This window comes from Salmonella sp. 2020_1395 (assembly GCF_043848115.1).
Lineage (GTDB): Bacteria > Pseudomonadota > Gammaproteobacteria > Enterobacterales > Enterobacteriaceae > Salmonella > Salmonella enterica.
Window position 1 is genome coordinate 21329 of record NZ_JBCMFH010000004.1, and the last position, 19641, is coordinate 40969.

The 19641-nt window shown below is 48.3% G+C and carries 16 protein-coding genes and 1 pseudogene; 9 read left to right on the plus strand and 8 right to left on the minus strand.

Features of this window, described 5'->3' with window-relative positions; all coding sequences use genetic code 11:
• Nucleotides 1–58: 58 nt before the first annotated feature.
• Nucleotides 59–469 (plus strand): heat shock protein HslJ, encoded by a 411-nt coding sequence (hslJ, locus tag ACH0WD_RS07390; protein WP_000725237.1) that lies wholly within the window; start codon nt 59–61, stop codon nt 467–469.
• A gap of 43 nt (nt 470–512) precedes the next feature.
• Here the strand turns inward: hslJ and ACH0WD_RS07395 are convergent, their stop codons facing one another.
• Nucleotides 513–779: a DUF333 domain-containing protein gene (locus tag ACH0WD_RS07395; protein WP_001200680.1), complete on the minus strand. Its 267-nt coding sequence runs from the start codon at nt 777–779 to the stop codon at nt 513–515.
• Between ACH0WD_RS07395 and ACH0WD_RS07400 the strand changes: the two genes are divergently transcribed.
• The 3 genes from ACH0WD_RS07400 (at nt 683) to uspF (ending at nt 5495) form a co-directional block, all read left to right on the plus strand.
• The gene (locus tag ACH0WD_RS07400) at nt 683–994 is read left to right on the plus strand and encodes a hypothetical protein (RefSeq protein WP_031602436.1); all 312 of its coding nucleotides are present in this window, start codon (nt 683–685) and stop codon (nt 992–994) included. The genes ACH0WD_RS07395 and ACH0WD_RS07400 overlap by 97 nt on opposite strands.
• 60 nt (nt 995–1054) lie before the next feature.
• Nucleotides 1055–4579, plus strand: coding sequence for a pyruvate:ferredoxin (flavodoxin) oxidoreductase (nifJ, locus tag ACH0WD_RS07405; protein ID WP_001193235.1), 3525 nt, complete (start codon nt 1055–1057; stop codon nt 4577–4579).
• 481 nt (nt 4580–5060) lie between these two features.
• Entirely contained in the window at nt 5061–5495 is a 435-nt protein-coding gene (gene uspF / locus ACH0WD_RS07410; protein WP_001082296.1) for a universal stress protein UspF, read from the plus strand.
• Nucleotides 5496–5547: 52 nt separating this feature from the next.
• Here uspF and ACH0WD_RS07415 read toward each other — a convergent pair whose 3' ends face one another.
• Complete coding sequence (locus tag ACH0WD_RS07415; RefSeq protein ID WP_000159237.1) at nt 5548–5886, minus strand: SMR family transporter; 339 nt, start codon at nt 5884–5886, stop codon at nt 5548–5550.
• A gap of 274 nt (nt 5887–6160) precedes the next feature.
• On the minus strand, nt 6161–9583 hold the full coding sequence (locus ACH0WD_RS07420) for a DUF4765 family protein (RefSeq protein ID WP_001223404.1): 3423 nt from the start codon (nt 9581–9583) through the stop codon (nt 6161–6163).
• Between the two features lie 429 nt (nt 9584–10012).
• Here ACH0WD_RS07420 and ACH0WD_RS07425 point away from each other — a divergent pair.
• Together ACH0WD_RS07425 and ttcA are read left to right on the plus strand one after the other, a co-directional pair.
• Nucleotides 10013–10165, plus strand: a pseudogene (locus ACH0WD_RS07425) (tyrosine-type recombinase/integrase); the annotation flags it as partial.
• Between the two features lie 94 nt (nt 10166–10259).
• Nucleotides 10260–11195 carry a tRNA 2-thiocytidine(32) synthetase TtcA gene (ttcA, locus tag ACH0WD_RS07430; protein WP_001156208.1) on the plus strand — a complete coding sequence of 312 codons (936 nt, stop codon included), beginning with the start codon at nt 10260–10262 and terminating at the stop codon, nt 11193–11195.
• Between the two features lie 43 nt (nt 11196–11238).
• On the opposite strand, the gene dbpA is transcribed toward ttcA, so the two are convergent.
• The 4 genes from dbpA to smrA all read right to left on the minus strand — a co-directional run bounded on the left by dbpA (nt 11239) and on the right by smrA (nt 16357).
• Nucleotides 11239–12612 (minus strand): ATP-dependent RNA helicase DbpA, encoded by a 1374-nt coding sequence (gene dbpA, locus ACH0WD_RS07435; protein WP_000123692.1) that lies wholly within the window; start codon nt 12610–12612, stop codon nt 11239–11241.
• Nucleotides 12613–13098: 486 nt separating this feature from the next.
• Nucleotides 13099–14082, minus strand: a complete 984-nt coding sequence (zntB, locus tag ACH0WD_RS07440) for a zinc transporter ZntB (RefSeq protein WP_000387373.1) — start codon at nt 14080–14082, stop codon at nt 13099–13101.
• Between the two features lie 145 nt (nt 14083–14227).
• Entirely contained in the window at nt 14228–15382 is a 1155-nt protein-coding gene (locus ACH0WD_RS07445) for a methyl-accepting chemotaxis protein (RefSeq protein WP_000945619.1), read from the minus strand.
• Nucleotides 15383–15793: 411 nt separating this feature from the next.
• The gene (gene smrA, locus ACH0WD_RS07450) at nt 15794–16357 is read right to left on the minus strand and encodes a DNA endonuclease SmrA (RefSeq protein ID WP_001046799.1); all 564 of its coding nucleotides are present in this window, start codon (nt 16355–16357) and stop codon (nt 15794–15796) included.
• Between the two features lie 257 nt (nt 16358–16614).
• Between smrA and ogt the strand changes: the two genes are divergently transcribed.
• The 3 genes from ogt (at nt 16615) to uspE (ending at nt 19176) form a co-directional block, all read left to right on the plus strand.
• Nucleotides 16615–17130 carry a methylated-DNA--[protein]-cysteine S-methyltransferase gene (gene ogt, locus ACH0WD_RS07455; protein ID WP_000945036.1) on the plus strand — a complete coding sequence of 172 codons (516 nt, stop codon included), beginning with the start codon at nt 16615–16617 and terminating at the stop codon, nt 17128–17130.
• 195 nt (nt 17131–17325) lie between these two features.
• Nucleotides 17326–18078 carry a fumarate/nitrate reduction transcriptional regulator Fnr gene (gene fnr / locus ACH0WD_RS07460; protein ID WP_000611914.1) on the plus strand — a complete coding sequence of 251 codons (753 nt, stop codon included), beginning with the start codon at nt 17326–17328 and terminating at the stop codon, nt 18076–18078.
• 150 nt (nt 18079–18228) lie between these two features.
• Nucleotides 18229–19176, plus strand: coding sequence for a universal stress protein UspE (gene uspE, locus ACH0WD_RS07465; RefSeq protein ID WP_001262138.1), 948 nt, complete (start codon nt 18229–18231; stop codon nt 19174–19176).
• A gap of 54 nt (nt 19177–19230) precedes the next feature.
• Here the strand turns inward: uspE and ACH0WD_RS07470 are convergent, their stop codons facing one another.
• Entirely contained in the window at nt 19231–19485 is a 255-nt protein-coding gene (locus ACH0WD_RS07470; protein ID WP_000605645.1) for a DUF2534 family protein, read from the minus strand.
• Nucleotides 19486–19641: the final 156 nt, after the last annotated feature.

Consider the following 19641-nt stretch of genomic DNA (forward strand, 5'->3'; position numbering starts at 1 on the left):
CTATCCGGTCATATTATTACTATAGTCAGTGTTAACTATCAGATTACAGAGAATATCAATGAAGAAAATCGTCACGCTGGTCGCCCTGAGCATCATAATCACAGGGTGCGTGAGCAGTGGAAAAGTGTCCGTCAAACGCGAGCAACTGGAGCACCACCGCTTTGTTCTGGAAAGCGTAAACGGTAAAACGGTCACCGGCCCGGAGCTCAGCTTTGGCGAGGACATGACGGTATCTGGCAAAATGTGCAATCAATTCACCGGCGAAGGAAAACTGTCGGACGGCGAATTAAAAGTGAAAAATTTAGCGATGACCCGAATGATGTGCGCCGATCCGAAGCTTAATGCGCTGGACGGTACCCTCAGCGAGCTCTTCAGCAAAGGCGCACAGGTCGATTTAACCGCGAACCAATTAACGCTGGCGACGGCAGAAACAACGCTAATGTATAAACTGGCGGATTTAGCGCACTAAGCCATTAAGTGAAAAGTTATACGCGTCAGGCGAAACGCCGCGCTTAATAACTCCCGCAGCTTCCGGCGGCAAGCGACTGTTCGCTACAACGTTTGCCGTTGGGTAGCGCGCACATACCAATTACTGAACCATCAAGCTGCCGGGCCGCTGAAAGCGAACCGCCAATCATAGCGCAATTCGCTTCGCCGGCGCTGGACATCGCCGCTTTCATCCCTGGCGAAACATGCGCCGCGGTTGCCTGCTGAACAGGTTCGCTACTGCAAGCCGACAATAATAACGCGGCACATCCCACCCAAAACGCTGCGCGCATTTCTCTCCCCTCTGTTTATTCATCCAAACGACACCGCCCTAAATAATAGGCAGCAGAAACTGACGCGTCGAGAGGCAAAGCGCGCATTTATGCGCTTCATTAACATTTATTGGCAATTTTTTACGTCTTTTCGGCAAGAAATCGTCATTCTCCTCCCGCCAGGGACACAAAAGCGAAAATGGGGCTTGAAGGGCTTTGCTAAAATAAAAGGATAACTACAGGATGCGCTCACGATTATGCGTGTCCCTCTTTTTTGCGCAATGTAAGGGTGTCATATGCAAACAATTGACGGTAATGGCGCAGTAGCGTCGGTGGCGTTCCGTACCAGCGAGGTTATCGCCATTTACCCGATTACGCCCAGTTCAACAATGGCTGAACAAGCGGATGCCTGGGCCGGTAATGGGCTTAAAAATGTCTGGGGCGATACGCCGCGTGTGGTAGAGATGCAGTCGGAAGGCGGCGCGATCGCCGCCGTTCACGGTGCGTTACAAACCGGTTCGCTTTCTACGTCATTTACATCATCGCAGGGGCTGCTGCTGATGATTCCAACGCTGTATAAACTGGCGGGGCAGCTCACGCCGTTTGTACTGCACGTTGCCGCGCGCACCGTCGCCACACACGCGCTTTCTATTTTTGGCGACCATTCCGATGTGATGGCGGTCCGCCAGACAGGCTGCGCGATGTTATGCGCCGCCAGCGTTCAGGAAGCGCAGGATTTTGCGCTGATCGCGCACAGGGCTACGCTGAAAAGCCGCGTTCCGTTTATTCATTTTTTTGATGGCTTCCGTACATCGCATGAAATCAACAAAATTATACCGCTAACGGATGAAACCATTCTGAACCTGATGCCGCAGGCGGAGATCGACGCTCACCGCGCCCGCGCGCTGAATCCGGAACATCCGGTGATTCGTGGAACTTCTGCGAATCCGGACACCTACTTCCAGTCTCGCGAAGCGACCAACCCGTGGTACAACGCCGTTTATGATCATGTTGAAGAGGCGATGAAGGCATTTGGCGATGCTACAGGCCGCCACTACCAGCCATTTGAATATTATGGCCATCCCCAGGCTGAACGCGTCATCATTGTGATGGGCTCCGCCCTCGGCACCTGCGAAGAGGTCGTGGATGAGCTACTGATACGCGGAGAAAAGGTCGGCGTTCTGAAAGTCCGTCTGTTCCGTCCCTTCTCCGCCAAACATTTGTTACAGGCATTACCGGAAACCGTTCGCGCTATCGCCGTGCTGGATCGCACCAAAGAGCCTAGCGCGCAGGCCGAGCCGCTTTATCTGGACGTGATGACCGCACTGGCGGAAGCCTTTAATAATGGCGAGCGCGAAACGTTGCCGCGCACCATTGGCGGCCGTTATGGGCTATCATCCAAAGAGTTCGGCCCGGCGTGCGTACTGGCGGTCTTTAATGAACTCAGCCATGCGAAACCCAAGCCACGGTTTACGGTGGGCATTTATGATGACGTTACTAACCTCTCGCTGCCATTACCGGAAAATACCCTGCCCGGCAGCGCTAAACTTGAAGCGTTATTTTACGGTCTGGGAAGCGACGGCAGCGTATCCGCCACGAAAAATAATATTAAAATTATCGGTAATTCTACGCCGTGGTATGCGCAAGGTTATTTCGTTTATGACTCTAAAAAAGCTGGCGGGCTCACGGTATCGCACCTGCGCGTCAGCGAAAAACCCATTCGTTCCGCTTACTTAATTGCTCAGGCGGATTTTGTCGGCTGCCATCAATTACAGTTTATCGATAAATATCAGATGGCGGAGCGTCTAAAGCCCGGCGGTATCTTTCTGCTTAATACGCCGTACAGCGCCGACGAGGTCTGGTCGCGTCTGCCGCAAGAAGTTCAGGCGGTGTTGAATCAGAAAAAGGCGCGTTTTTACGTGGTTAACGCGGCGAAAATCGCCCGCGAATGTGGACTTGGCGCCCGCATCAATACCGTCATGCAAATGGCTTTCTTCCACCTGACGCATATTCTTCCGGGCGATAGCGCCCTGGTTGAGCTGCAGGGCGCGATTGCCAAAAGCTATAGCAGCAAAGGACAGGATCTGGTTGAGCGTAACTGGCAGGCATTGGCTCTGGCGCAGGAATCGCTGGCGGAAGTGCCGTTGCAGGCGGTTAATCCGCATAGCGCGCATCGCCCGCCGGTCGTCTCCGACGCCGCGCCGGATTTCGTGAAAACCGTTACCGCCGCCATGTTGGCGGGCCTCGGCGACGCACTGCCTGTTTCCGCGCTGCCGCCGGACGGAACATGGCCAATGGGCACCACCCGCTGGGAAAAACGCAATATCGCCGAAGAGATTCCTGTCTGGAAAGAGGAACTGTGTACACAATGTAATCACTGCGTCGCCGCCTGCCCTCACTCGGCGATTCGTGCAAAAGTCGTTTCCCCGCAGGCGATGGAGAACGCGCCAGCCAGTCTGCATTCGCTGGACGTGAAGTCCCGCGATATGCGCGGCCAGAAATATGTGCTGCAGGTCGCGCCGGAAGACTGTACTGGCTGTAATTTATGCGTAGAGGTCTGCCCGGCTAAAGATCGGCAAAATCCACAGATCAAGGCGATTAACATGATGTCGCGCCTTGAGCATGTGGAAGAAGAGAAAGTGAATTATGACTTTTTCCTCGACTTACCGGAAATCGATCGCAGCAAACTGGAACGAATTGATATCCGCACATCGCAGCTTATTACGCCGCTGTTTGAATATTCCGGCGCCTGTTCCGGCTGCGGTGAAACGCCGTATATTAAACTGCTGACTCAGTTATATGGCGACAGAATGTTAATCGCTAACGCCACGGGGTGTTCCTCTATTTACGGCGGTAACTTACCCTCAACGCCTTATACCACCGATGCCAACGGACGCGGCCCGGCATGGGCGAATTCGTTATTTGAAGATAACGCGGAATTTGGTCTCGGTTTCCGTCTGAGCGTGGATCAGCACCGGGCGCGCGTCATGCGTTTACTGGCGCAATTCGCCGATCGCATTCCGGCGGAATTAAACGATGCGCTGCATGCCGAAGCAACGCCTGACGTTCGGCGTGAGCAGGTCGCCGCATTACGCCAACATCTGAAATCGGTTGCGGGCGCAGAGGAACTGTTAAAGGATGCTGATGCGCTGGTAGAAAAATCAATCTGGCTGATTGGCGGCGATGGTTGGGCATACGACATCGGCTTTGGCGGTTTAGACCATGTGTTAAGCCTGACGGAGAATGTCAATATTCTGGTTCTGGATACGCAGTGTTACTCCAATACTGGCGGCCAGGCGTCGAAGGCGACGCCGCTTGGCGCCGTCACTAAATTTGGCGAACATGGCAAGCGTAAAGCCCGTAAAGATCTTGGCGTCAGCATGATGATGTATGGTCATGTTTATGTCGCGCAAATTTCGCTGGGTGCGCAGTTAAACCAGACGGTGAAAGCCATCCAGGAGGCCGAAGCCTGGCCAGGACCGTCGCTGATCATTGCCTATAGCCCCTGTGAGGAACATGGTTACGATCTGGCGCTAAGCCATGACCAGATGCGCCAGTTAACGGCGACCGGTTTCTGGCCGTTATACCGCTTTGATCCCCGCCGTGCGGATGAAGGCAAACCGCCGCTGGCTCTGGACTCTCGGCCACCGTCAGATGCCCTGGCGGAAACGTTGCTTAATGAACAGCGTTTCCGTCGCCTGAATGCGCAACAGCCTGAAGTAGCTGAACAATTATGGCGAGATGCCGCATTGGATTTGCAAAAACGCTATGACTTTCTTGCCTTGCTGGCAGGAAAAGCGGAAAAACCCGGCGCAGATTAAAAAATATTCTAAGGATTAACCTGGAAACAAAAAAAGCCCGAACATTCGTTCGGGCTTGTCAATTTATACGCTGGAAAGCAAAGGTTAACGCAATGGCCCAGCGACAAAATGAATATGTGACAATAAAGGCATATAACAGGCGTAGAATATCGTAACCGAATGATATTGTATAATTTTTATTTCGTATAATACCCCCAAAAGCATTCGTATAAATTATATCTATTTCACTGCGAATTATTTCATTAATTATTGAATTAAACGGTAACATCTCTTTTTAGGTCTTTCCTGACAAGGCATAAATAACGTTTTAACGTCAACTCGCTGATTATTTACGGGGAATGCGCTTAATATTACGCCGTCCTCCCCTGTTGGTAGTCCCCGCAGAGTATCGTGGAGCAGCACCTAAAATGTGACGTATGTCATTGTACATAAAGTGCCTTTAGGGAGTAGAATTTCAGTGGATACTTAAACAGGAGGTTTTATGAACAGAACGATTCTTGTACCCATCGATATTTCAGATTCAGAATTAACTCAACGCGTGATTTCACATGTTGAAGCCGAAGCAAAGATTGACGACGCTAAAGTGCACTTTTTGACTGTAATCCCGTCTTTGCCCTATTACGCTTCACTGGGACTGGCTTATTCAGCAGAGCTCCCCGCAATGGACGATTTGAAAGCCGAAGCCAAATCTCAACTGGAAGCGATTATCAAGAAATTCAACCTTCCCGCGGACCGCGTGCAGGCGCACGTTGCAGAAGGCTCTCCTAAAGATAAGATTCTGGAAATGGCAAAAAAATTACCGGCCGATATGGTGATTATCGCCTCGCATCGTCCGGATATTACTACCTATCTGTTGGGTTCCAACGCCGCAGCCGTTGTGCGTCATGCGGAATGCTCCGTACTGGTGGTGCGCTAAATACCCGAGCCCGCATAAGAGAGTGCGGGCTCAAATCAACCATCATCATCGCCTAGTGACTGACGCTTTTTGAAAACAGATTGATTACGATTACACCGCAGATGATAAGCAACATGCCAATAATAGCCGGCACATCCAGTTTTTGGCCAAGAAACAACCATCCTATCAATCCAATAAGAACAATCCCTACCCCAGACCAAATGGCATAAATGATACCCGCAGGGATGGTTCGCATTGGGATGGTAAGGCACCAGAACGCGATACAATATCCGATGATGGTAACGATGCTCGGTACCAGACGCGTAAAACTATCCGATAATTTTAATGAGATCGTGGCGATAACTTCTACCACGATGGCGATAAATAGAAAGATTACAGCTTCTTTAGTCATACATCTCTTCGTTCCGATATTTTTCTGGTCGTGGTGACATCTTAATTAATACGGATGACAGAATAAAGACGCTTTTGACCCGTTGCGTATCTCGCCATAACATACTTCAGGTTGCATGTGCTGCGGCTGCGTTCCCTTACCCCAGTCACTTACTTGAGTAAGCTCCTGGGGATCCGCTCGCTTGCCGCCTTCCTGCAACTCGAATTATTTAAAGTATAAAAGCAATCTTTCATACACGAGAGATAACAACAATAAACTTGTTCAGGATTTATGATTACTTAGAAGCGTTTGCCTGCCCCGTATTTTCTGCTTTACCATATGTCCTGTCAATTATACCAACAGGGTCCACTGGTGTGTTTTTTGGCATAACCCAGCCACTTTCACTGACACTACCTCGTGTAAGATATTTGACTTTTACCCTAACGATAATAAGATAATGTTCCCTGCTGAACCTGTCGGCAACACTAAGATCGGTGGTATATTCAGGTACGATTCTTCCACTTCGAACCTGCTCTTTGGCTATTTCAGCAGAGACAGGCAATACCTCTACATCGCCCCCCTCAATACCGCCTGCTGTTTTAAAACTAACAATATTTTCAGCCTGCGGACCTATTGTACCTCGGCATAATACAACTTCAGTCTCCCCTGCTGCAGCATCCCCACTCTGGTATTTCTTATAAATACTTTGTACATTTTCTTCTGATGTAGGGTATAAATCTTCTGACAGAGAGGCCAGTATATCTTCCAGTAAGGGGGAATCATCCGTTATATCCAGAAGTTCTTCATCATAACCCGCGTCTCCTTCTCTTAACTCTGAATAAGGCTTATCAATATGGCGAATAAGCCCCCCACCTTTCAGCCCTGACGCTTGATAAAATCTTCCATCAGAAGAGCGGTAAAATGTCATGGCTGAATTTTTTCCGCTATCCGAATAGATTGCCTGATACGTTTCTGAACCGGGTTCTTTAGTTAAAATGAGCTCTCTGTCGCCATATTTTATCGTATTAGGCGCTTCCGATGACAGCGGTGGATATGAGGCTTGTTTTCTGTAAAAGCCTTCTCCTGACGGTTTGTAGTAACCATACGTTTGTTTATCAAAACCGGTAGCGCGATAGAGCCCATCGTTTCCCGCTGGACCTAACTCAAGAACTTTCTGATTACTTTTTTGATAAATAAAATCTGTATTTTCTATTGACTCTATAGTTTTATAATTACTCCCCTTTTGAATCGGCGCTCGTACTACACCTCTTTGTATTTTATTTTCAACAAATCGGAGGCCCGTATACTTTGCATTTGCCGCTCTTTCTGTGAACTTCGCTCCAGCAACAGGAACAGCCTCCATACCGATACGAATAATATCCTGTACGTAACCGCATACATCCGCAGAGTTTTCCACAACAGCCCGGTTAAGAATACTGCTGGTACCAGCCAGAGCGTTAAAACCAGGGATAAGCCCCATTACAATATTCCAGACCGTTCCTAAGAGGTGAAGTCCTGCTCTTGCAGCCGGACTTAATGAGGAAGTTGTGCGATGATGTATAGTATCATCAAGATCAAAACTCAGCTCAATTAAGCCTCCCAACCCCTCCTGAATAATCTTATTAAATGCATAAACGAATTCTTGCCCGCCATTCATGGAGGAAAGTTTCTCCTTGAACGATTCGAGAGCCTGAGCCTGTCTCTCATGTTGTTCTTCTAATGTCAGCCAACTGCTTTGCGCAATATCACTGATCTCGTGAATAAGCCCAACAACGGCCTCTTGCACCATTTTGTTGATATCCATTAGTCCTAAGATATCACACTCCTGCATATGTTCCTTCATATGAGTCTCTGCTCGATAATATTTCTCCGCCCAGTTTAGCTGTTTATTGATCGCAGCTTTCATTAACAATATTAAAGGATCGTTACTTTTGGGAAGTGTTGATTTAACACCTTTGGTAAATTTATTATTAACCACAATTTTTCTTGCTATTGTGTCTATTTTTTCATCATTAATTGGCCCCGTTATATTTGCACACCAAAAAATAATATTACGCATAATAATAAAATTATTTTTTATGCCTTCAGGGCTAAGCAATACTCTATCACCACCATTGCTGGATAAATGGTGTATCACTAATTGAATCAGCTTAAAAAGATGATTCATCCTTTTTTTATTAAAAGCGCTCTTTCCTCTTTCCTGTCTATTGAAAGATACTATTTCTAATGCTGTAATAATAGCATCCTTACCATAGAAAACGTCAAAGCTTGAACCAGAAATAGCAGGAAACTTTTCATACAGGACTTTCGCATAGTGGCTTTCCCTTGTCCATAAAGGCCTGTCTATCATGAGTGGTTCAGGCTCAGTACTGAAATGCATAGGATGAACCAGCATATCACGCGCCATTAGCTCATATATTTTATATTGATGTTGAATATTTTCTCTTACAAAAGATAGAACAGAAATGAAACTTCCCTCACCGAGAACAATGAGACGATCACTTAAATGAACTAAAAGACCTTTGAACATATATTCAGCGGCAATAGCTCTCCCATCATGCGTCCACTGCCCAGTTTGAGAAAACGCAAGTAATTCATGATAGCCTCTTTTATAACTATTTGCCTCTTGTTCTTTTACCAGTAGTTTGAGTATTGAGATAAGGCGTCCTCCCGCCATAGATGTAAAGTGTTCAAATAGGCCATCTAACACCTTACCTGCCAGGTTAGGCTCCGTAGTTGGGGCAGGATGATCCTCCGGGAGAGCCCTTTCATATCTCTGTAATTCTTTAACGGGTAAAAAATTATTCTCACCTTCTGAATTACCATTTTTTATCCTATAATCACCAGATGTTACTGCTAATCTTGATGATAATAACAAACCAGTTACTGCAATGTTTTTAATACTCCTGTCCATTTTATGAATGGTTACTGGCTGAAGATGATTGCTGCTATGGGAAGATAAGAAAATTTGCCTTTGAATTTCCTTTCCCTCAGATATAATTTGCTCAGTACTTTTAGGTGGAACAGTTACGCTATCTACATTAAATAGCTCATGTTCACCACTCATCGTTACCTGAGAAAAACACGACGATGTATGTGCAATTGCAGCAGGATCAATCTCTTTATAAATAACATTGGCGTAAACGTTTGTAACTTCACCGTTTGCATTTAAATGATCGTGCAAAATATGTTTTAGAAATAGATCTAACAACAATTTTTCTGATGTGATTCCATTCACACAGTTGTGAAAGTCAGGGGGAATTGGATAGCCGTTCTTATCAAATGGAAGCGATAAATATCCTCGCCCCCCATCAATATTTTCGTAACTGTAATTTAGAGATATCTTTACCTCGCATTTATTGGTATCTATATCGTCATTGATACTGCGCTCTACTTTATAATTAACCAGCCTACGGAAGGTTGTGCTATTTGAATAATAAAAATCCAATGTTGACTTAATATCTTCATATATAATTTCATGTATTGGCTCAAAGAAGAAGTCGTAAATATTTAATCTGTTCTTTTCTTCATCTTTGGCCATCTCATCCAACTTAATATATTCTTCTGGTAAATTAGACACTTGCTCATGAAAGATATCGTCCTGATAAAGTCCATCCAACATTGAAAGGTACGGTATGGTATCCCAACTTCTGATAGCTTGTATCTGTACCGTCTGCTGTGATTCTCTGGTTGATATATCACTTACTGTTATACGCATTACGTTCTCCAGCCAGAATTATGGTATGCTTCATAAGGTGTAGATATCAGGTAGCAATTCTCATCGCAAATAATTTGTCTGAACTGTACATATGATACAGGCTATTTTTAATTCAATACGATCACCAGAATAAACAAGAAAATTTTAAATAGTATACGGTAAAATGATCTTACCCAACGATAATTAAACACTCTGCACTATCTTATTAGATAATAAAATACTGATACGTTATTTTATATCACCAATAAAAGAGCAAAAAGGGTGTGCCGAATATCATTTTACACCAGTCCCGGTTCACTCCACGAAACCACTTGAAACGTACCATCATCAGGACGCAGCAGCGCCTGAATTTCAGTTGAGCCCGTCACTTCTTAACGGACCTGGCTGCATGATGTATACAGTTGACAATAACCGAAGGTACTATCTCTATTAAAACGTGCTGGCATTCGTCGCCGTAATCCGTACCATACGCGACATACTTTTGCCTGCTGGCTGTTGACGGCAGGAGCGAACCCGGCATTTATCGCCAGCCAAATGGGGCATGAAACTGCGCAGATGGTGTATGAAATTTACGGTATGTAGATTGATGACATGAACGACGAACAAGTAGCGATGTTGAATGCGCGGTTATCGTAGTTGCAAAGTTCGCCCCATTTAGTACCAGAGAACTGAAATAATGCAAGAAATTCAAAAGAATACAAAGAAAGAGCAATACAACCTCAACAAGTTGCAAAAGCGCCTGCGCCGTAACGTTGGCGAAGCGATTGCCGATTTTAATATGATTGAAGAAGGCGATCGCATTATGGTTTGCCTTTCTGGCGGCAAAGATAGCTATACGATGCTGGAAATTTTACGTAATTTGCAGCAAAGCGCCCCGATCAATTTTTCACTGGTCGCCGTCAACCTCGATCAAAAGCAGCCAGGTTTCCCGGAACATATCCTGCCAGCCTACCTTGAGCAGCTGGGCGTAGAATATAAAATCGTCGAAGAAAACACCTACGGCATTGTGAAGGAGAAGATTCCGGAAGGAAAAACCACCTGCTCGCTGTGCTCGCGTTTGCGTCGGGGTATCCTGTATCGTACGGCGACTGAACTGGGCGCGACTAAAATCGCCCTGGGCCACCATCGCGACGATATTCTGCAAACCCTGTTTCTGAATATGTTCTATGGCGGAAAAATGAAAGGGATGCCGCCGAAGCTGATGAGCGATGACGGCAAACATATCGTGATCCGCCCGCTGGCTTACTGCCGCGAGAAAGATATTATCCGTTTTGCTGAGGCCAAAGCCTTCCCTATCATTCCTTGTAATCTGTGCGGTTCGCAACCCAACCTGCAACGCCAGGTGATTGCCGACATGCTACGCGACTGGGATAAGCGCTATCCTGGACGGATCGAGACGATGTTTAGCGCCATGCAGAATGTCGTGCCGTCTCACCTTTGTGACACTAACCTGTTCGATTTCAAAGGAATCACTCATGGTTCCGAGGTCGTCGACGGCGGCGATTTAGCGTTCGATCGTGAAGAGATTCCCTTGCAGCCCGCTGGCTGGCAGCCGGAAGAAGATGACACCGCCTTAGAGGCGTTGCGGCTTGATGTTATCGAAGTGAAATAATCTGCAGGCGTCTCAGCACTCCGCTGAGACGCCATGCTATCGATCATTTTAATAGCCGTACCCGGCATGACTTGCCTTTGATCTTCCCGTTTTGCAACTGCTTCCAGGCTTTTTGCGCTACTGCTTGACGTACGGCGACGTAAACGTGCATTGGATGCACATTAATTTTGCCAATATCCGCCCCGTCTAATCCAATATCGCCGGTCAGCGCGCCTAAAATATCTCCCGGACGCATTTTCGCTTTTTTGCCGCCGTCAATGCATAGGGTAGCCATCTCTGCGGCCAGAGGGAGTAACGACTGCCGGGCGGGCGCATTCAGCCAGTTCAGCTTGAGTTGCAGCATTTCTGAAAGAATATTCGCCCGCTGCGCCTCTTCCGGCGCGCAGAAACTGATCGCCAGGCCGCTGCTTCCCGCGCGCGCCGTACGGCCAATACGATGGACATGCACCTCCGGGTCCCAGGCCAGTTCATAGTTAACCACCAGTTCGAGCGATTTAATGTCTAACCCTCGCGCGGCAACGTCGGTGGCAACCAGAATGCGCGCGCTGCCATTTGCAAAACGCACCAACGTCTGGTCGCGGTCGCGTTGTTCCAGATCGCCGTGGAGCGCCAACGCGCTTTGTCCTACCGCATTAAGCGCATCACAAACGGCCTGACAATCTTTTTTGGTATTGCAAAACACCACGCAGGACGCTGGCTGATGCTGGCTAAGCAACGTTTGTAGCAGCGAAATTTTTTCATGCGCAGACGTTTCGAAGAACTGTTGTTCGATAGCCGGTAGCGCATCTACCGTATCGATTTCAATACGCATTGGCTGCTGCTGTACACGACCGCTAATCGCCGCAATGGCCTCAGGCCAGGTTGCTGAAAACAATAACGTCTGGCGCGTCGCAGGCGCAAAGCGGATCACCTCATCAATGGCGTCACTGAATCCCATGTCCAGCATTCGGTCTGCTTCATCCATTACCAGAATGTGCAGCGCATCCAGCGATACGGTTTCTTTTTGTAAATGATCCAGCAGGCGCCCCGGCGTCGCGACAATGATATGCGGAGCGTGCTGAAGCGAGTCGCGCTGTGCGCCAAAGGGCTGCCCGCCACACAAGGTCAGAATTTTGGTATTTGGCAGAAAACGGGCCAGGCGACGTAACTCTCCGGCAACCTGATCCGCCAGCTCCCGCGTCGGACAAAGCACTAACGCCTGTGTCTGGAACAGAGTGACATCAATTCGATGCAAGAGCCCAAGACCAAACGCCGCCGTTTTGCCGCTACCGGTCCTGGCCTGCACACGCACATCATTTCCCGCCAGAATGACAGGTAATGCTGCGGCCTGAACAGGCGTCATCTCAAGATAGCCCAGCTCAGTAAGGTTATTGAGCTGGGCGGCGGGCAAAACATTCAGGGTTGAAAAAGCGGTCACAATTTACTCTCGCGGTAACGACTCATAGTCAGCAGGCGCGTATCCTCGCAGATCCGGGCGTTTGATGCGACATTTTAATCGGTTCTTCGTCCGGCGGCGGGTCGGGCATCGGCTGAGGACGGGGAAGCGGCTCAGGAATGGGAACAGGGTCAGTGGGAATCGGGTCCGACAAGGACGAGTGTAGATATAATAAGGTCAAAAGACAGCTCATATTACCCTCCAGAATGTCATTCAGACTCTTAAAGGGTAGACGCAGATAGTCTACAGGCAAAAAAAAGCCGACTAATCTAAGTCGGCGTCGTACGAATCAATTGTGCTATGCAGTAATTCAAAAAAGGAAGTAAGACAATATGGAGCGCAACGCCCATCGCTTGACGTTGCATTCACCTGCGAGAGAGATATTGCCCCGAATAGGTAGATGGTTTATTGACTTCGCTCAAATTTCTCGGCGTTTTTTCACCCGAAATGGTCTGAAAAGCGCTTTTGTTACAACCATTTACTGCGATGCAACCATAAAGTAACACCACCGATCAGGACAACTAACAGAATACAAAACAGAGAAAAGCCGAACCGCCATCCGCCGCCGGGAATACCGCCCAGGTTAACGCCAAATAACCCTGTTAAAAAAGTGCTGGGCAGAAAAACCATCGCCATAAGCGACATGGTATAAGTTCTGCGCGCCAGAGACTCCTGCATCACCTGGGCAATTTCATCCGCCATGATGCCAGTACGCGCGATACAAGCGTCAATTTCATCCAACCCCCTTCCCAGCCTGTCGGCGATATCCTGCATTCTGCGCCGGTGATCGTCGCTCATCCACGGCAGCCGTTCACTCGCAAGCCGGGCATAGACGTCGCGCTGCGGTGCCATATAGCGGCGCATAACAATTAGCTGTTTACGTAGCAATGCGAGGAAACCGCGCGGTGGGATTTGCTGGTCGAGAAGATTATCTTCCAGATCGATAATTTTATCGTGTAGCTCTTCAATAAATTCACTGGCGTGATCGGTTAACGCATCGCACACATCCACTAACCAGCCGCCGCAATCTACGGGCCCGGTGCCCTCCTGCAAATCACTGACCACATCGTCCAGCGCCAGAACCTTTCGCTGACGGGTAGACACAATGAATCGCTCGTCCATATATAAACGCATTGCCACTAATTGATCCGGGCGTTCGTCAGTACTGCCATTAATACAGCGCAGCGTAATGAGCGTCCCTTCCCCCATACGACTTACGCGCGGGCGCGAGCTTTCACCAGCCAGCGCATCACGCACGTTATTGGGGAGTAAAGGCGTTGAAGCTAACCAGCGGGCGCTGTCCGGGTGGGTATAATTAAGATGTAGCCAACAGGGATGCTGACTATCGATCACATCATTATCTTCGAGCGGTTTTACTCCACCACGACCATCCAGTAGCCATGCGAAAACGGCATCTGGCACGTTCACATCCGATCCCTTAATGGCTTCCACAGCGCCTCCACGTTACAACTCTCATGCCGTTAGTCTAGCTTTCGGGAAAGGTTAAGCAATCTCTCATTTTCTCATTGCGCAAAAAGAATGACGGGAACGTGCGAAAAAAGCGCCTTAGCAACAGGCGCTTACCAAACATGTATTATCAGGCCTGGCCGCGCCTGGTGATGGTCGAAAGAGGTGATACATGAGAGCGCGACAGAACATGTTCACTGTAACCCGGCAGGCTTAAACGAAATTTGTCGGTTTTAGTCTGTAACTCGATCACCTGCGCCTTTAAAACATCCGAAGAAGCAGATAACGCTTCAACCATTAAAACATTGCTATGGGTTGCGCTTTCCAGATCGCTCAACGCCAGGGTTATCTGGTTAATGCCCTTTTCCTGCTCCCGCGTGGTGGTGGAAATTTCACTCATCAGCACGTTTAATTGCCCGGAGCCGCCAACAATCTCCTGCATATTTTTTTCAGCCTCCTGCACTATGGCGGCCCCCTGCCGCACATTGTCATGCGTAACGTCGATCAGCGCCTTGATATTTTTTGCCGCCTCGGCGCTACGATGCGCCAGGTTACGCACTTCCCCTGCCACCACGGAGAAACCTTTTCCATGATCGCCCGCCCGCGCAGCCTCTACCGCCGCGTTAAGCGCCAGAATATTAGTCTGGAATGCGATACCGTCAATCAATGAAATAATCTCCGTCATCTGCGAGGCACAGTCGGTAATAGAACGCATATTTTCTGTAACCCGCACCATTAATTCACCGCCTTTACGGGCGCATTGGGTTGCACAATCCGCCTGTATGCTCGCCATTCGGGTATTATCCGCATTGTTTTTGGTACTCGCCGCCATTTCATCCATACTGGCGGCAGTTTGAATTAACGAGGCCGACTGCTGTTCCGTCTTTACGGATAGCGACAGACTGCGCGCCGCCAGTTGTTCGGAAAGGGTCATTGCCGTTTGCGAAGAGGATCTGATTTCACGTACCAGCGCGGAAATATTCTCCGACAGGCTATTAATCCCGGGGATGAGTCGTCCGGCGCAATTATTGCCAAATTCGGAGATATGAATAGACAAGTTTCCTGCTGCAACCTCTTCAATACTTTTCTTCACGGTATTAATCGGCACAACCAGATAGCAGGTCATATACCACCAAAGCAGTAATGACGAGATCAGATAAATGATATTACACGTAATTAAAATAGGGAGATCGTGCAGAAAAGCTATTTGTAAAGTATCCACCAAAAGAAACGTACATACCATGAATAGAATAATGCATGTCCTGACGCTGATATTTCTCAACATTTTTGTACGGCCTACAACCAGGATAGGAGACAGGTTTTATTTTTATAGCATTTCAGATAGCTATTGCCATTCGTTTCTTTGACATTCTCCATATTCAATACCAGACCATCGCCATTTCCCTTAGTGCAACAGATAAAATCACCTATATTCGCTATGCCAGGATATTCATCCATCCATATTGACAAGTGATGTACTTATCACCATTTTCTGCTTAATAGTTAAGTCGAAAGCCAGTATATTTTAATAGACGCTTAAATAAGCGAATGACTGTTTCTCCGTGTTATTACCGTGGACAGCGTTATCGCCCGTTCTCTTGCAGAATCTTGAGCGTTTGGATGAGGCGTTATATCAGGCATAAAATCGGGTTCGCGCGAGCTTGCGCTGGCGGTCCTGTCCGCCAGCGGCAACGATTTACCGACTACGCTTCGCATGGCGCTCCCAGTTATCCTGTTTAGCCTGCACCGTTTTACGTAACGCGACATAACATGCCCCGCCGCCGCCATGATGCGGCAGCGCCGAACAATAAGCCTGTACATCCTCAAACTCTGTCAACCAGCGGGCCACATAGCTTCGGACGATATTGGCATGCGACTTCGCCTCTCGCCCTTTACCATGAATGATCAGGACATTACGCAACCCCTCTTTCTGCGCCTCCAGGATAAAACGAAACAGCATTTTTCGGCACGTTTCGACCGGCTGGCGTAACAAATTGAGGCTGGCCTGCTGAGGGTATTTCCCACTGCGTAACTTGTCGATGACACCCTGCTGCAATCCTTCCCGACGAAATTCCAGCGGTTCATTCAGCGGCAGAATATCCAGAAAGCCCGTCGTCAGGAAATTATCAAGCTGAAGCGTGTCGATACGCTGGGGCGTTTTAAGATTACGCGTTGGCTGCCAGTGTACATCAGTATGGCGTTTCAGCGGCTGGACATCCTCCATGGCGTCAAGAAACAGCGCTTTATCGTCAAGGTTCATGGTTCATCCTCCAGCGTTTTTGCGACTGCCGTTATCATAACCGTGCCCTGTTATACCGACAACGGTTTACAGTTATTTCCAATAACAGCGACAATGTAAGGCAATTAACCGCCTCGCCCGGCTCTCTTTTTCTCCGCCAACGATATTACCGTCGCTAAATGTGTTATCCCTGACTATCTTTTAAGGAGTATGGTTGCGGGGATTCCTGGCATGATATCTTGTCTCTTACGTTAGATTAAGACGATGTGAGAGAACGGATGCTGAGATTACTTGAAGAGAAGATAGCCACGCCATTAGGTCCGTTATGGGTGGTTTGCGATGAGCAGTTTCGACTGCGGGCCATTGAGTGGGAACAGTACCGCGATCGTATGGAGCAACTGCTAAATATCCACTACCGTCACGAAGGCTATGAACGCGTTTCCGCGACTAACCCCGGTGGACTCAGCGATAAGCTTGCAGATTATTTTGCAGGCAATCTCGCCGTAATTGATACCCTGGAAACCGCCACGGGGGGCACACCTTTTCAACGGGAAGTATGGCAGGCGTTGCGCGCTATCCCCTGCGGGCAGGTGATGCACTATGGTCAGCTGGCGGCGCAACTGGGACGACCGGGCGCCGCACGCGCAGTCGGTGCTGCGAATGGCGCTAACCCCATCAGTATTGTTGTTCCCTGCCATCGCGTCATTGGGCGTAACGGCACTCTGACCGGATACGCAGGCGGCGTGCAGCGAAAAGAGTGGCTATTACGCCATGAAGGCTATCTTTTATTATGAAAATACAGGCAAAAAGTGCCTTATCGGTCACACTTTTATGTAAAGCAACAACAAATAAATTACGTGTTTTCAAATAGATAAAAGTATTCATCAAACTTATACTTGAATTATTCCTTCTCCGGGATAGCTCAGACTTACGCGCTCACCAAAAAGATGTTAAAATTGACAAATATCAATTACGGCTTGAGCAGACCTATGATCCCGGAAAAGCGAATTATACGGCGCATTCAGTCTGGCGGTTGTGCTATCCATTGCCAGGATTGCAGTATCAGCCAGCTTTGCATCCCGTTCACACTTAACGAGCATGAGCTTGATCAGCTTGATAATATCATCGAGCGCAAAAAGCCCATTCAGAAAGGGCAAACTCTGTTTAAAGCAGGTGATGAATTGAAATCGCTCTATGCTATCCGCTCCGGAACGATTAAGAGCTACACCATTACCGAGCAAGGCGATGAGCAGATTACTGGATTCCATTTAGCAGGCGACCTGGTGGGTTTTGACGCCATTGGCAGCGGTCATCATCCGAGCTTTGCACAGGCGCTGGAAACCTCAATGGTATGTGAAATACCCTTTGAGACACTGGATGACCTGTCCGGCAAAATGCCTAACCTGCGTCAGCAAATGATGCGCCTGATGAGCGGTGAAATTAAAGGCGATCAGGATATGATCCTGTTATTGTCGAAGAAAAACGCCGAAGAACGTCTGGCTGCGTTTATTTACAACCTGTCCCGCCGCTTTGCGCAGCGTGGTTTTTCACCGCGTGAATTCCGCCTGACGATGACCCGTGGCGATATCGGCAACTATCTGGGCTTAACGGTCGAAACCATTAGCCGTCTGCTGGGGCGTTTCCAGAAAAGCGGTATGCTGGCGGTGAAAGGTAAGTATATTACTATTGAAAACAGCGATGCGCTGGCGGCCCTCGCCGGTCATACCCGCAACGTCGCTTAAACGTCAGCTAAACCATTGATGTTATCTTCTGCCATATCGTTAAATTTTTCTCATTTATTGATCTGGCAGAAGCGCTTCCTCTGTTTCATTCACCATATTTGAGTTACTCTTTAGTTACAAACTGCGATGACAGTTGTAAGGAGACCCTGTATGGCTATGTATCAAAATATGCTGGTGGTCATCGATCCCAATCAGGACGACCAACCCGCATTACGGCGAGCAGTTTATTTGCATCAACGGATTGGCGGCAAAATTAAAGCTTTCCTGCCTATTTACGATTTCTCGTATGAGATGACCACCCTGCTTTCTCCTGACGAACGCACCGCAATGCGTCAGGGCGTAATAAGTCAACGCACAGCCTGGATACGTGAGCAGGCGAAATATTATCTTGAAGCCGGTGTCCCCATTGAAATTAAAGTGGTCTGGCACAATCGTCCCTTTGAGGCCATCATCCAGGAGGTTATCGCCGGCAGTCACGATCTGGTGTTGAAAATGGCGCATCAGCACGATCGACTGGAAGCGGTCATTTTTACCCCTACCGACTGGCATTTGCTGCGTAAATGCCCAAGCCCCGTGTGGATGGTCAAAGATCAGCCGTGGCCAGAAGGCGGCAAAGCCCTGGTCGCCGTGAACCTGGCAAGCGAAGAGCCCTATCACAATGCTCTCAACGAAAAGCTGGTAAAAGAGACCTTACAATTGGCGGAGCAGGTTAATCATACCGAAGTGCACCTGGTCGGCGCCTACCCCGTTACGCCAATCAATATCGCCATTGAGCTGCCGGAATTTGATCCCAGCGTGTATAACGACGCCATCAGAGGCCAGCATTTACTGGCGATGAAAGCGCTGCGCCAGAAATTCAGCATCGATGAAAAAGTTACGCATGTAGAAAAAGGCTTGCCGGAAGAAGTTATCCCGGATCTTGCCGAACATCTCCAGGCGGGGATCGTTGTGCTTGGCACCGTTGGGCGTACCGGACTCTCGGCCGCGTTTCTGGGGAACACGGCCGAACAGGTCATTGACCATCTGCGCTGCGACCTGTTAGTCATTAAGCCTGATGAATATCAAACACCGGTGGAACTGGACGACGAGGACGATTAATCCCTCTTCCGTCCTGCCGGATGGCGCTGCCATCCGGCCAATACCTCATTCCTGTTACTCATCTCCGCCGAGGAAATAGATCCCCAAAGGAATCGCCAGCAGAATAGTGAACACCAGACTGTAAACGAAAATCATTGCCGACTGAATGGCATACATAGAGCTTGTCCACTCGGACAGTGGAATATGATACTGCTCAATCACACCGCCGATAGTCGCGCGCGTTACCACCGATGCCGCAACGATAAACACTGCCAGCAGGCATAACAGAAATTTTTTCCCCTTCGCCGATTTCAGCTTCATCATGATCATAGTATTGTCCTTTACAGATGACTTTGTTACCTGATGGCAACAATACCATGACAATCACGCGATGTCTGCTCTATAAAACGTGACAATGTATTTACATAAAAAGTAAACCGCTGAGATTAAAGCTGATAGCACTATTTCTTCTTTTTACTTATCGAT